The sequence below is a fragment of the Salmonella sp. SSDFZ69 genome (assembly GCF_004010755.1).
GTDB lineage: Bacteria > Pseudomonadota > Gammaproteobacteria > Enterobacterales > Enterobacteriaceae > Salmonella > Salmonella enterica.
In genome coordinates this window covers 3533537-3545439 of the sequence record NZ_CP034831.1, presented here as the reverse complement: position 1 = coordinate 3545439, position 11903 = coordinate 3533537, and the positions used below count along the sequence as shown (strand labels likewise).

Below are 11903 nucleotides of genomic sequence, written 5' to 3'. Positions count from 1 at the left end.
AGAGATAGATCTTGGAGGATGGAAGTAATGAAGATGATTACTTTATCTATTGATTTAAAAGAGATAAATGGTGTTATTGAATTTCATAATAAATTTAAGCAACTGTTTGGTTTTCCTGATTTTTATGGTAATAATTTTCATGCGTTTGTTGATTGCCTTACTAGTTTGAGAATCCCGGAAGATGGGATGACATCTGTAAATATAAAACAGGATGAATATATATTACTTGAGGTTAGTAATATCAATCATTTATCTGACGATCTTAGACACGATTTTCTCTTGTCAATACAAGAAGTAAATAATAGAAGTATTTTGTTTGGTGAGAAAGCTTCTATATTATTATTGCTTTGTAAATCTTAAAGTTAACAAAAATAAAGCCGGGAAAGAAAATTAAATCTTCCCGGCTCTTTTATTATTTAATTCCCGTTCACCACATCATTTACCCCCGCCTTAATATGCTTCATCGACTTTTTCACCTGATAAAGCTCCTTCCGTAGATCCCTCACTTCGTCCGTCTCTGCAATCAGGATCAAACACCCCTCGGAGCTCTTCACGGTCACGCTCGCCCCGGTATCAAATCCCGCTTCTGCCAGCCAGTCGCCCTTAAGGTGCTGGCTGGGGATTTGTGAGTAACAGGCGGTCATGCAGGTTTCGCTGTTGATGTGGCGGACGCTGACGCCGGAGGCATTCATATTTGCTGACTAAATAAATTCTTATTTATCCGCCGGATGCTGGCTGATTGTGGAGCTCAGGGTGAGTGAGTATGGGCGCGACATCCTGGCACCGCGCCCCCCTCTCCCCGGCCAGTGATGAGCAACCGGCTGCCGGGGCCGTATTTTGACGATGAAGCGGGCCTGCATTAAAATCTGTTCAGATATTATGCACCGGAGTGTGGCAGGTTCGTCAGTCAGGGCCCGACAGGGCTGAAAGGGGAATTAAATCCTTACCACTATCCGTTGAATCCCGTCACAGATACAGATCCGCTGGGATTGTTTACATGTGAATTATGTAGTCGCATGATAGATGAGACTAATAATAGTCTGGATAATCTTCCATTTAATCCGGCAAAAATGTTAACGGCTAGTTTAAATATGGCTAATTCTGCAAGATTGCACGCAAGTGGGGTAGCCAAACTCGGGATAGGTATTGCTGCTGATGGATTGATTATATTGTCTCCAGTGGGCAATGTTTCTCTGGCATGGGGGCGTGGAATATCAAATTGGCAACTGCTTCATATAACAGGGCAAATTTATGATTATCAGAATCACTTAATGAAACCGACAAGGATAGGTGCTGCAAAAATTTATTAGGTGTATTGCCTTATAGTGAACAGTTTGACGATCCAGATGAGCCATCAATTAGCGATGTGTATAAAGAGAAATTCCATAACATGATGGATTCTCCAATGAATTTAATCAAAGAGATAGGGACATTGATGTTTGATGAATATGATTAATAAAATATCCATGTTGATCTTTATTATTGGAAGTATAATCGCGATAATATGGATATTATATGCCACTTTATCGAAAAGAGGGATGTTTAGAGATAATCTTAAAAAAATAATCAAGATAATATGTGATTTATTTTGGGGGATAGGCTGATAACTCTGAGTAAAGAATATAAGAGACTGTACATGAAATTATTAATCATTCGTTGAATAAAAGCCGGGAAATCATTATGGGCGGATAACCGCATCACGGAAGATATGTAGTAACTGTACCGGTATGACTGTTACGGGAGGCTGACGCCGGAGCAGATGGCGGGACAACTGGAGCCGGAGTACACACCCCAAAGGAAAGAGAGGTTTGTGCGTATTATTCATTGTGTGATCATAGCGGTACAGGTACTTCTGCTGGTTTGTTATTCACACTATCAGCCCCTGATGCTGATTTATCACCAGGAATATCAGAGTCTGGAGGGGATTCTTATGGAGGCACTTCTTGCGGGAGTGGCTTATACAGATGCTCGTAATAAAAATGATAGTTATAAATATACAAAAGGTGTGAGTATGGGACCCGGATTTGGAGACTGGGGGGAACTCACATGCTCCCGGCATTCGAGGTGTCTATCGGAGATTTTCGATCTGATAGATAAGGAATATGATTGGTTATCAGGTGAATTCAAGTGAAAAGAAATAGATTTTTTCTATCGTTACTATTTATGGTGTTGATTGTGTTGTTCGTTATTCTATTTTTTACATGGTTAGGTAGAGAGAATATTAAAAATGATAGCGCTATTCGAGAAGTTGCGAAAGAAGAAGTTGATAAGCTTTTTTCTCTTTATAATAAAGGGGAGTATGCTGAGATATATGATTTGTCATGTGACTCTTTCAAAAATGCCACTGCGAGAAAAGATTTTTTAACAGTTATGGGAACTAAAATGAAAATACTCGGTGAATTTAAAGGGCGAAAACTTCAATATAGTAATGTCATTAATTCAAAATCCGTGGAGTTATATTATAGAGTGGACTATATTAACTATTCTTTAATTGAAGAATTTAACTATATTAAAAATGATGGACAAAAAATATGCTTGCAAGCAATGTATACGGATGATGCGGGGAAACATGGGGAGGTAATTAAATTACATTAATGTGTGATAACTCCAGTTAGAGCCTATCCCAATGCGATGAAGAATTGGGGCTGTATTATAACTAGCACCGTTCTATAATCCGGGACTGGGAAGGTATATTACGCAGATCCAATAGGGCTGAAAGGGGGATGGACCGATATTATTATCCTCTGAATCCTATTACAGATAGTGATCTTCTTGGTCTTATTACTTGTGGTACTGATAGAGATGATCCTGGCAAGTTATTAAGATGAAAAATGGTTGAAAATAATTGCGTTAGTGAATGCTCATTTATGTCTTTACCTACAAAAAGTAACGGATTTGCTTGCTGGAATTGTGTTAACGAATGTAAAGGAAATCAAGGCTATTGATGTTTTTACTACAGGAATAAGTATGGTTAACGATAAGGATACAGCTATATTAATTAGTGATTTAATGTTGAGATTTGGTAAGAAACTTGATGAATCTGTTGCTGTTGTTCAGTCCCGTTGTGATGAGGATGAATTTAAGGTATATCGAGAAGCGGTTGGTTTTATCATGGGTGAAATGCTTATTAAAATAATGAATCCATTATATGAAAAACATCCAGAAATAAAACCAAAAGGATTGAAATAAAACATCTGGAGCCGGATGGATAATATGTAAAAGCCGGAGGGGTTATCTTTTCCCGGCTTTTTATTATCAATTACTCATTAACTCCTGTTCCGTTCTTTTGCGTTTAATCACCGGAATATCTCCGGTATTGTTCAGCGCCCCCAGAAATTTTTTTAACCACTGTTCTGCACTCCGTTTATTAATGCGGGTTACGCCCATCCCTTCAATACAGACAAAGAGTCCGTGGGTATGCTGCGGCGTGATCACGATGCAATCCCTCATTACCCGCACCTTGACGGGCATCCCGTTAATAAACCCCGCCTGCGGCATCCATTCACCGTACAAACGAACTGAAAGTCTCTCAATGCGTGAGTATGTAAGTATCCCGCATAATCGAGCCATTCACATTTAGAGATCATCCGACATAATCAATCTGCCAACGCAGGAGATCGCTGTGCGTAAAGCCCGTATTACTGCGCACCAGATCATCGCTGTGATTAGATCAGTCGAATCCGGACAGACTGTTAAAGATGTCTACCGGGAGGCCGGTATTTCTGAAGCCACCAGGGACAACTGGAAGTCTGGATACGGCGGCAGGGATACGCGTGGAATCACAAAAGGCTCCACCGTATTTACTGTCTGCTCAAGCTGAATTTTCGCCGTAAGGGTAAACAACGGCTGCCGGTACGCAATCCCTCGCCACTGGTCACGCCGGAAGCGCTGAACCAGAGCTGGTTTATGGGCTTCGTTTTCGCACGTTCAATGTTGTTGATGACTGTAATCGTGAAGCGTTGTCGATTGAAATCGATCTGAATCTGCCAGCTCTGCGAGTGGTCCGTGTACTCGACAGGATTACAGCAACCGCGGTTATCTGGCCATGCTGCGTATGGATAAGGAACCGGAATTTATCTCGCTGGCACTGGCTGAATGGGCAAAGAAACATGCAGTAAAGCTGGCGTTTATCCAGCCGGGTAAGCCGAAGAAAAACGTTTTCATCACGCGCTTTAACCGGACATACCGTACAGAAATACTCAATTCTTATCTGTTCAGAACGCTGAATGAGGTGCGGGAAATTACGGATAAAGGGTTATCAGAATATAACTGCGAACGTCCACATGAATCGCGGAACAATATGATACCGGAGGAATACCGCTAACAACATTATCTGGCCGGAATCTTAAAAATGCATGGAACTAAAACGGGTCTATTTACAGGGGCACCTGCGATGAATTTCGCTGCACTGAAAAGCGATACCGGATGAGAGTTGCTTCAAATTAATGTGCCATGTTCACGGGGAGGTGGTGCGACGTTTGCATAATCCAGCAAGAACTGAAAGGAAGGGGAGAGCTTTTTCATGCCTGTATAATCAGTCTGGCCTGTGTCAGTCAGCTCTTAGTGTTGAGACTCTCGTTGGAGCGTTATAATTGCTTTTCCGTTTCGGAAAACAAGATTTTCCATTAAAGATCTTCCCTGCGAGGAAAAGTTAACTAATAATCTTACCGTCGAGTTAGGAGATGTATGTTTAAATATAAACAATGTTGCAACGATGCCTGATAATTATCCTCTCTTCGAAGATAAGTTTCCCACACCCAGTGTGGTGGGTTTCATTGTAATGTTATCACTTGAATGTAAATGGAAGGTATAATTGCTTTTTGACTGGCATTCTATTCCACCCTGACAATACGATGTTAACATCAATGCTGGTTATATTGGCAATAACGCAATTTTTTTCAGATTAAGAGGTGCTCTGATATATAGATTTTTATGACATTACTTGTTTGAATTGGTAACAAATACCAATAAGTACAAGTTGTTATTACCAGCCACGGATTTTCCCATATGGTAAAATTATGTTATGGCATCATAACATTCTGGATGTGCAATTTTAACTTAGTTTTAAAGAGGTTTCTTTTCAATGAAAAACGTAAAAAAATTAATTATCGCAAGCGTGTTGAGCATGATAACTGCTAGTTGTTATGCTGGTTCAATCGTGGTGGGCTCAGAGCAACAAAGTTCAGTGGATATTGGCTTTGTCTCTCCCCAGCAGTTGAGCGTAACATTTGCTCCAGTGGCGGGCTTAAAGGCTGGGGTGATTAAGTCTAATACGGAGATTGCGACTATTGCAGTTAGTTCTGTTGCTGCTAAACAATTCGCGATCGCAGCGGATTTTAAGGCAAAGGATGTCATGAATGGCGATACATGGACTTTACATGGTAAAAATACTGGCAAAGGAATCAAAGTGTATTTCTATGGTGAGACAACCTCACCAAAGGGGAATGTAAATTACAATGGGCATCAGTGGATCATATATGATATTAACGACAAACTTGGTGTTAAACTAGCTGGAGATCAGAATATCCCAGCTGATGTCTTCCCAATGACTGTAAACATAGCGGCATATCAAGCTTAATAGTAAGCAACTTCTATTAAGTATTATTAAGTCTTAAAGTATTCCCAGCTACAGGCTTTTCTGTACGGTGAATTTTGGTATGACATTATTCATTCTTGATGTGCTGGGGGATTTTGAAAAGGTGGATTTCCGATGAAAAACATAAAAAATTTAATTATCGCAAGTGCATTAAGCATTATGGCTGCTAGTTGTTATGCCGGCTCGCTCGTGCCGAATACAAGCACTGGCGTGTCGGCGGATGTAAATTTCAGTAATCCTGGACAACTACAAGCACAGCTTACTCCAGTGTCTGGCTTGGTGGCAGGGCCTCATAAGGGTGATGAGGCTATTGCTATGCTTTCGGTAAGCGGTTCGAGCAAACAATACGCGGTAACGGGAGATTATTCTAAACCTGAAGTAGTGGGCAACGACAGCGATGTGTGGACGGTAACTGGTAAAAGTGGTAATACCATTAAAGTTACCTTTGGGGGGGTAGGCTGTGCCAATAAAGGTTCATTAGTGGATGGTGCTTCGCATAAGTGGTGGGTATATGACATGGCAGATAAAGTCGCTGTGAAATTGTCTGGATCACAAACGGTAAAGGCTGATACTTATCCAGTGACGCTACACATAGCGGAGTATCAAGCTTAATAGTAAACAACTTTTATTGCGCCTTATTAAGGCGCAATAAATATAAAGTCATACTTTTTTTTATAACTTGTAATATGAAAATTATTAGTTTTGGTGTAATGGCGGCTGTTTTATTCGTCTCTAATTCTATAACTCCTCCAGTGTATGCCTCTGAGCAGAAATTAAATTTAAACACTAAATCATTCAGCGTGAAGCTGGGGGCTACACGGGTGATTTATCACGCTGGTACAGCTGGAGCCACGCTCTCGGTGAGCAACCCGCAGAATTACCCTATTTTGGTTCAGTCTTCAGTCAAAGCAGCAGACAAAAGTTCGCCTGCTCCCTTTTTGGTGATGCCGCCTCTATTTCGTTTAGAAGCGAACCAGCAGAGTCAACTGCGTATTGTCCGTACTGGTGGTGACATGCCAACGGATCGTGAAACTTTACAGTGGGTCTGTGTAAAGGCGGTACCACCCGAAAATGAACCGTCGGATACACAGGCTAAGGGCGCGACCCTTGACCTCAATTTGTCCATCAACGTCTGTGATAAGCTGATTTTCCGCCCGGATGCCGTGAAGGGGACGCCGGAAGATGTTGCAGGAAATTTAAGATGGGTGGAGACGGGCAACAAACTTAAGGTGGAGAACCCCACCCCGTTTTACATGAATTTAGCCTCCGTCACAGTAGGGGGAAAGCCCATTACAGGGTTTGAGTATATCCCCCCCTTTGCTGACAAAACACTAAATATGCCAGGTGGCACTCGTGGTGATATCGAGTGGAGCGTTATTACAGACTTTGGTGGTGAAAGTCATCCGTTCCACTACGTCCTTAAATAAATCCAGGGGCTTAGCGGCAGAATATGAAGTTCAAACATCCTGCCTTGCTACTGTTTATCGCGGGAGTGGTTCACTGCGCAAATGCGCACACTTACACATTCGATGCATCAATGTTGGGCGATGCAGCGAAAGGGGTTGATATGTCGCTCTTTAACCAGGGGGTACAACAGCCAGGGACTTATCGCGTGGACGTGATGGTGAATGGTAAACGTGTCGACACCCGTGATGTGGTGTTCAAATTGGAAAAGGATGGGCAAGGAACGCCTTTTCTGGCTCCTTGTTTGACGGTCAGTCAGCTTTCACGCTACGGCGTAAAAACGGAAGATTACCCTCAGTTGTGGAAAGCAGCAAAGCCCCCAGATGAGTGTGCGGATCTGACCGCCATTCCACAGGCTAAAGCGGTACTGGATATCAATAATCAGCAACTGCAACTGAGTATTCCGCAGTTGGCGTTGCGTCCGGAATTTAAGGGGATCGCTCCAGAAGATCTTTGGGATGATGGTATTCCGGCGTTTCTGATGAACTACAGTGCGAGGACAACGCAGACGGATTACAAAATGGATATGGTGGGGCGTGACAACTCTTCCTGGGTACAACTGCAACCGGGAATCAATATAGGTGCGTGGCGTGTCCGCAATGCGACCAGCTGGCAGCGGAGTAGTCAACTGTCGGGGAAGTGGCAGGCAGCATATACCTATGCTGAGCGTGGACTGTACTCACTAAAAAGTCGTCTGACTCTGGGGCAAAAGACTTCGCAGGGGGAGATATTTGATAGTGTGCCATTTACCGGTGTGATGTTGGCATCGGATGACAACATGGTGCCCTACAGTGAGCGGCAGTTTGCTCCGGTAGTGCGTGGGATTGCCCGCACGCAGGCTCGGGTGGAGGTCAAACAGAATGGTTACACCATTTACAACACCACCGTGGCGCCCGGACCGTTTGCACTGCGGGATCTGTCGGTAACAGACAGTAGTGGTGATCTGCATGTCACCGTGTGGGAGGCCGATGGCAGTACACAAATGTTTGTGGTGCCGTATCAGACCCCGGCGATAGCACTGCACCAGGGATATTTGAAGTACAGCCTGTTGGCGGGCCGATACCGATCGTCAGACTCTGCAACGGATAAGGCGCAGATCGCGCAGGCTACGTTGATGTATGGTCTGCCGTGGAATCTCACTGCATACGGCGGTATACAGAGTGCAACGCACTATCAAGCTGCATTGCTTGGTTTGGGGGGATCTCTCGGGCGGTGGGGGAGTTTATCTGTCGATGGAAGCGACACACACAGTCAGCGTCAGGGGGAGGCGGTACAGCAAGGAGCCTCCTGGCGACTGCGTTACAGCAACCAGCTGACTGCGACGGGGACAAATTTTTTTCTGACGAGATGGCAGTATGCCTCGCAGGGCTATAACACCCTATCCGATGTGCTCGACAGTTATCGACATGATGGTAACCGTCTATGGTCGTGGCGGGAAAATTTGCAGCCGAGCTCGCGTACCACCCTGATGTTGAGTCAGTCATGGGGGAGGCATTTGGGCAATCTGAGTTTAACCGGTTCCCGTACCGACTGGCGTAATCGCCCCGGTCATGATGACAGCTACGGACTGAGTTGGGGAACCTCTATCGGAGGGGGCTCGCTGTCATTGAACTGGAATCAAAACAGGACGCTGTGGCGCAATGGCGCGCACCGTAAAGAGAACATAACCAGCCTGTGGTTCAGTATGCCATTAAGCCGCTGGACGGGGAATAATGTAAGTGCTAGTTGGCAGATGACTTCACCATCACACGGTGGTCAGACGCAACAAGTGGGGGTCAACGGAGAGGCATTCAGTCAGCAACTGGATTGGGAGGTGCGTCAGAGTTACCGTGCCGATGCCCCGCCAGGTGGTGGTAATAACAGCGCATTGCACTTGGCATGGAATGGGGCTTACGGCCTGTTAGGTGGTGACTATAGCTACAGCCGGGCGATGCGCCAGATGGGAGTCAATATCGCGGGAGGTATAGTTATCCACCATCATGGTGTGACGCTGGGGCAACCTTTGCAAGGCTCAGTGGCGCTGGTTGAAGCGCCAGGGGCCTCGGGGGTGCCAGTTGGCGGCTGGCCTGGCGTTAAGACGGATTTTCGTGGCGACACCACAGTGGGCAACCTGAACGTCTATCAGGAGAATACAGTCAGCCTCGATCCGTCGCGACTACCGGATGACGCAGAGGTCACACAAACCGATGTGCGCGTGGTGCCAACCGAAGGGGCGGTGGTGGAAGCGAAGTTTCACACTCGCATCGGGGCCAGGGCACTGATGACGCTGAAACGGGAAGATGGTAGCGCCATTCCTTTCGGGGCGCAGGTTACAGTCAATGGGCAGGATGGCAGTGCTGATCTGGTGGATACTGATAGCCAGGTTTATCTCACTGGTCTGGCGGATAAGGGCGAACTGACGGTGAAATGGGGAGCACAGCAATGTCGGGTTAACTACCACCTACCTGCCCATAAGGGAATCGCGGGCTTGTATCAAATGAGCGGTCTCTGCAGATAGCCGATTCTGAAGGAGAGAATAATGTGGATGAAAATACAGCGAGTGAAAATGGTTATCTATAGCGTAAGCTTACTGGTCGCTGTCAGTAGCTTGATGCCGATAGCGAACGCCGCAGAAAAACTTCAGACAACGCTACGTGTAGGGACTTACTTTCGGGCCGGGCATGTGCCAGATGGGATGGTGCTTGCGCAAGGCTGGGTGACTTATCACGGCAGTCACAGCGGGTTTCGGGTATGGAGCGATGAGCAAAAGGCGGGTAACACGCCTACCGTATTGCTGCTGAGCGGGCAACAGGATCCTCGCCATCACATTCAGGTTCGCCTGGAGGGCGAGGGGTGGCAACCAGATACGGTGAGTGGTCGTGGCGCCATTTTAAGAACCGCTGCAGATAACGCCAGTTTCAGTGTGGTCGTTGATGGCAATCAGGAAGTGCCTGCGGACACCTGGACGCTGGATTTTAAGGCCTGTGCATTGGCGCAGGAGGATACGTAGCCGTCTGTTCCACTCATACTTCCTGTATCAGTGAATAAGGCGAATACTGTATATCAGGTTCGAGGATGTATTGAAAATTTACTCAAGGCAAATATGGTTAGCAATCTTCATTGCAGAAAAATCAATTGCTGATTGATTTTAAAATCTGAAATTCATCTTTTTTTGTAGGGAGAGGAATATTATGTTTCGTAAAATAATTTAACGGACACTGATGCCTTTATTATTTTCTGTTTTGTGGATTTGTTTGATTCACTCTTTTGTGAGTGGGGCTTTATAAGCCCTTAGTATAAGGTTTGTTTATCTGTCAGGTATTCATATGTGATATTTAAGATTTTATGTTTAGGGGGCTTTTTCTTGTCCCCTCAGGCGTAAAAATAATTTATTTTTTACATAAAGGAATAAAGCATATGTCTTATGCACGACATTTACCGGTATTAATGTATCACCATGTCAGTGATAAACCCGGACAGATAACCTTATCTCCCCGTACGTTCCGGGCGCAGATGAAATGGCTGGCTGAATCTGGCTGGAAAACCGTTACTGCTGCAGAGGTGGAAGCTTTTTATCATGGTGCAAGATTGCCTCGTAAAAGCGTCATGCTGACCTTTGATGGCGGCTGGCTGGATAACTGGTTGCAGGTTTTTCCGGTGCTGCAGGAGTTTAATCTGCATGCGCATCTCTTTCTTGTGACCAGTTTGATCAGTGACGGACCGGTCCGTATTCCTGCAGGCGAACCGGTGTACTCTCATGATGAGTGTCAGATGCTGGTTAAACAAGGCCGGGCTGATGAGGTCATGCTGCGCTGGTCAGAGGTCCGGGAGATGCACCTCAGTGGCCTTGTTGAGTTTCACTCGCACACGCACACCCACCGACGCTGGGACCAGAAACCTGTGTCCCGTAATCCGTCGGATTTGCTTCGTGTCGATATTCTTCTTAGTCGTAAGCGGATGAGGGAGATGCTGGGTTACTGCAGTCAGCATCTGTGCTGGCCTGAGGGCTGGTATTGTTCTGATTATATTCATGTGGCTGAAGAGCTGGGGTTCACATACCTGTATACCACAGAAAGGCGTATGAACAATCCAGTCATCGGTTCACAGCGTATTGGTCGTATCAACACAAAGGAGCGAAAGAATGTGGGCTGGCTGAAACGTCGTCTGTTTTATCACACCACGCCCGGATTTTCTTCGCTGCTGGCCCGGCATAAGGGGGCACGTCGGATAGCTGACTGAGCCGGAGACCAGGATGAAAGTGCTGCATACCGAATCCTCCCCCATCATCGGCGGGCAGGGGTTGTAGGCTATATCCCAAATGATGGTGCTGATTTTGAGCAGAAATAAGATAACACCGGAGGCCGTGATAGACCCGGTTGCGCAGAATCTGGAGGCAGCAGGTCACTGGCGCAGGGCTTCTACCCGCTGGCTTTTGGTCATGGGAGATTTTGAATGTACAGAGGCCCAGCGGGAGTGGTTGTTGTTGCGCCGGAATTATTGCCTTGCGCAGATATCTTCCCCTGGCGCCAGTAAAGCTGGATATCAGCGACGTGACGAAATGAGAGGAGCCTGCACATAGGTTTATGTTTTGAGTAATCGTCTTATTTAAACCGTCTGTTCTGTTTCCTCCGCTTTCACAAATAATGTCGAACCGGGTGGGGGGGACTCAAGTAAGAATAATCTGGCGATGTTTTGCTTGTTTCCACGGGATACTTTGTTAGGTGAACGATGCAATTAATGCGCTCCAGACTGCGTCACAGAAAAGGAGAATGCCTTTGCAGAACGGGCGCATGACAATGAACCACTTTATTATTGGTATCTGGTTCGGCGACAACCTTGACGATCACTTCTGAGATAGGGTATT

General features: G+C 45.6%; 14 protein-coding genes and 3 pseudogenes. 15 read left to right on the top strand and 2 right to left on the bottom strand.

Features of this window, described 5'->3' with window-relative positions:
- Nucleotides 1–27: 27 nt before the first annotated feature.
- Nucleotides 28–360: a barstar family protein gene (locus tag EOS98_RS17735; RefSeq protein WP_001750702.1), complete on the top strand. Its 333-nt coding sequence runs from the start codon at nt 28–30 to the stop codon at nt 358–360.
- A 56-nt stretch (nt 361–416) separates the two neighbouring features.
- Here the strand turns inward: EOS98_RS17735 and EOS98_RS17730 are convergent, their stop codons facing one another.
- Nucleotides 417–692: a SymE family type I addiction module toxin gene (locus tag EOS98_RS17730; protein ID WP_023232369.1), complete on the bottom strand. Its 276-nt coding sequence runs from the start codon at nt 690–692 to the stop codon at nt 417–419.
- A 126-nt stretch (nt 693–818) separates the two neighbouring features.
- Here EOS98_RS17730 and EOS98_RS25160 point away from each other — a divergent pair.
- From EOS98_RS25160 to EOS98_RS17700, 5 genes and pseudogenes are all read left to right on the top strand, one after another.
- Nucleotides 819–992: pseudogene (locus EOS98_RS25160) on the top strand (RHS repeat-associated core domain-containing protein); the annotation flags it as partial.
- Nucleotides 993–1016: 24 nt separating this feature from the next.
- Nucleotides 1017–1310: a hypothetical protein gene (locus EOS98_RS24910; protein WP_225872842.1), complete on the top strand. Its 294-nt coding sequence runs from the start codon at nt 1017–1019 to the stop codon at nt 1308–1310.
- Nucleotides 1311–1759: 449 nt separating this feature from the next.
- Nucleotides 1760–2131, top strand: coding sequence for a hypothetical protein (locus EOS98_RS24715; protein ID WP_225872841.1), 372 nt, complete (start codon nt 1760–1762; stop codon nt 2129–2131).
- A complete protein-coding gene (locus EOS98_RS17710) occupies nt 2128–2595 on the top strand; it encodes a hypothetical protein (RefSeq protein WP_063809038.1) in 468 nt (155 codons plus the stop codon). The genes EOS98_RS24715 and EOS98_RS17710 overlap by 4 nt, the downstream gene beginning before the upstream one ends.
- Before the next feature lie 315 nt (nt 2596–2910).
- Nucleotides 2911–3189: a hypothetical protein gene (locus EOS98_RS17700; RefSeq protein WP_077905025.1), complete on the top strand. Its 279-nt coding sequence runs from the start codon at nt 2911–2913 to the stop codon at nt 3187–3189.
- A 66-nt stretch (nt 3190–3255) separates the two neighbouring features.
- Here the strand turns inward: EOS98_RS17700 and EOS98_RS17695 are convergent, their stop codons facing one another.
- The gene (locus EOS98_RS17695; protein ID WP_023892102.1) at nt 3256–3570 is read right to left on the bottom strand and encodes a SymE family type I addiction module toxin; all 315 of its coding nucleotides are present in this window, start codon (nt 3568–3570) and stop codon (nt 3256–3258) included.
- 52 nt (nt 3571–3622) lie between these two features.
- Between EOS98_RS17695 and EOS98_RS25155 the strand changes: the two genes are divergently transcribed.
- From EOS98_RS25155 to EOS98_RS17655, 9 genes and pseudogenes are all read left to right on the top strand, one after another.
- Nucleotides 3623–3820 carry a transposase gene (locus EOS98_RS25155; RefSeq protein WP_001224066.1) on the top strand — a complete coding sequence of 66 codons (198 nt, stop codon included), beginning with the start codon at nt 3623–3625 and terminating at the stop codon, nt 3818–3820.
- A pseudogene (locus EOS98_RS17690) lies at nt 3754–4324 on the top strand (integrase core domain-containing protein); the annotation flags it as partial. The gene EOS98_RS25155 and the pseudogene EOS98_RS17690, both read left to right, overlap by 67 nt.
- A gap of 759 nt (nt 4325–5083) precedes the next feature.
- Complete coding sequence (locus tag EOS98_RS17685; protein WP_126524259.1) at nt 5084–5578, top strand: hypothetical protein; 495 nt, start codon at nt 5084–5086, stop codon at nt 5576–5578.
- A 132-nt stretch (nt 5579–5710) separates the two neighbouring features.
- Nucleotides 5711–6208 carry a Saf-pilin pilus formation protein SafA gene (locus EOS98_RS17680; protein ID WP_080203442.1) on the top strand — a complete coding sequence of 166 codons (498 nt, stop codon included), beginning with the start codon at nt 5711–5713 and terminating at the stop codon, nt 6206–6208.
- 98 nt (nt 6209–6306) lie between these two features.
- On the top strand, nt 6307–7023 hold the full coding sequence (gene safB / locus EOS98_RS17675) for a pili assembly chaperone SafB (protein WP_412072681.1): 717 nt from the start codon (nt 6307–6309) through the stop codon (nt 7021–7023).
- A 23-nt stretch (nt 7024–7046) separates the two neighbouring features.
- On the top strand, nt 7047–9557 hold the full coding sequence (locus tag EOS98_RS17670; RefSeq protein WP_126524256.1) for a fimbrial biogenesis outer membrane usher protein: 2511 nt from the start codon (nt 7047–7049) through the stop codon (nt 9555–9557).
- Nucleotides 9558–9578: 21 nt separating this feature from the next.
- Nucleotides 9579–10049, top strand: a complete 471-nt coding sequence (gene afaD, locus EOS98_RS17665; RefSeq protein ID WP_126524255.1) for an AfaD family invasin — start codon at nt 9579–9581, stop codon at nt 10047–10049.
- A 407-nt stretch (nt 10050–10456) separates the two neighbouring features.
- Nucleotides 10457–11278 carry a polysaccharide deacetylase family protein gene (locus tag EOS98_RS17660; protein ID WP_000119391.1) on the top strand — a complete coding sequence of 274 codons (822 nt, stop codon included), beginning with the start codon at nt 10457–10459 and terminating at the stop codon, nt 11276–11278.
- Between the two features lie 82 nt (nt 11279–11360).
- Nucleotides 11361–11598, top strand: a pseudogene (locus EOS98_RS17655) (PerC family transcriptional regulator); the annotation flags it as partial.
- Between the last annotated feature and the right edge of the window lie 305 nt (nt 11599–11903).

What these genes read in the sequence shown, in the direction of transcription:
- EOS98_RS17670 (WP_126524256.1), top strand. Translation starts at nt 7,047, where the DNA reads ATGAAGTTCAAACATCCTGCCTTGCTACTGTTTATCGCGGGAGTGGTT.
- EOS98_RS17735 (WP_001750702.1), top strand. Translation starts at nt 28, where the DNA reads ATGAAGATGATTACTTTATCTATTGATTTAAAAGAGATAAATGGTGTT.
- afaD (WP_126524255.1), top strand. Translation starts at nt 9,579, where the DNA reads ATGTGGATGAAAATACAGCGAGTGAAAATGGTTATCTATAGCGTAAGC.
- EOS98_RS17680 (WP_080203442.1), top strand. Translation starts at nt 5,711, where the DNA reads ATGAAAAACATAAAAAATTTAATTATCGCAAGTGCATTAAGCATTATG.
- safB (WP_412072681.1), top strand. Translation starts at nt 6,307, where the DNA reads ATGGCGGCTGTTTTATTCGTCTCTAATTCTATAACTCCTCCAGTGTAT.
- EOS98_RS17695 (WP_023892102.1), bottom strand. Translation starts at nt 3,570, where the DNA reads ATGGCTCGATTATGCGGGATACTTACATACTCACGCATTGAGAGACTT.
- EOS98_RS24715 (WP_225872841.1), top strand. Translation starts at nt 1,760, where the DNA reads ATGGCGGGACAACTGGAGCCGGAGTACACACCCCAAAGGAAAGAGAGG.
- EOS98_RS17660 (WP_000119391.1), top strand. Translation starts at nt 10,457, where the DNA reads ATGTCTTATGCACGACATTTACCGGTATTAATGTATCACCATGTCAGT.
- EOS98_RS24910 (WP_225872842.1), top strand. Translation starts at nt 1,017, where the DNA reads ATGATAGATGAGACTAATAATAGTCTGGATAATCTTCCATTTAATCCG.
- EOS98_RS17730 (WP_023232369.1), bottom strand. Translation starts at nt 692, where the DNA reads ATGAATGCCTCCGGCGTCAGCGTCCGCCACATCAACAGCGAAACCTGC.
- EOS98_RS17685 (WP_126524259.1), top strand. Translation starts at nt 5,084, where the DNA reads ATGAAAAACGTAAAAAAATTAATTATCGCAAGCGTGTTGAGCATGATA.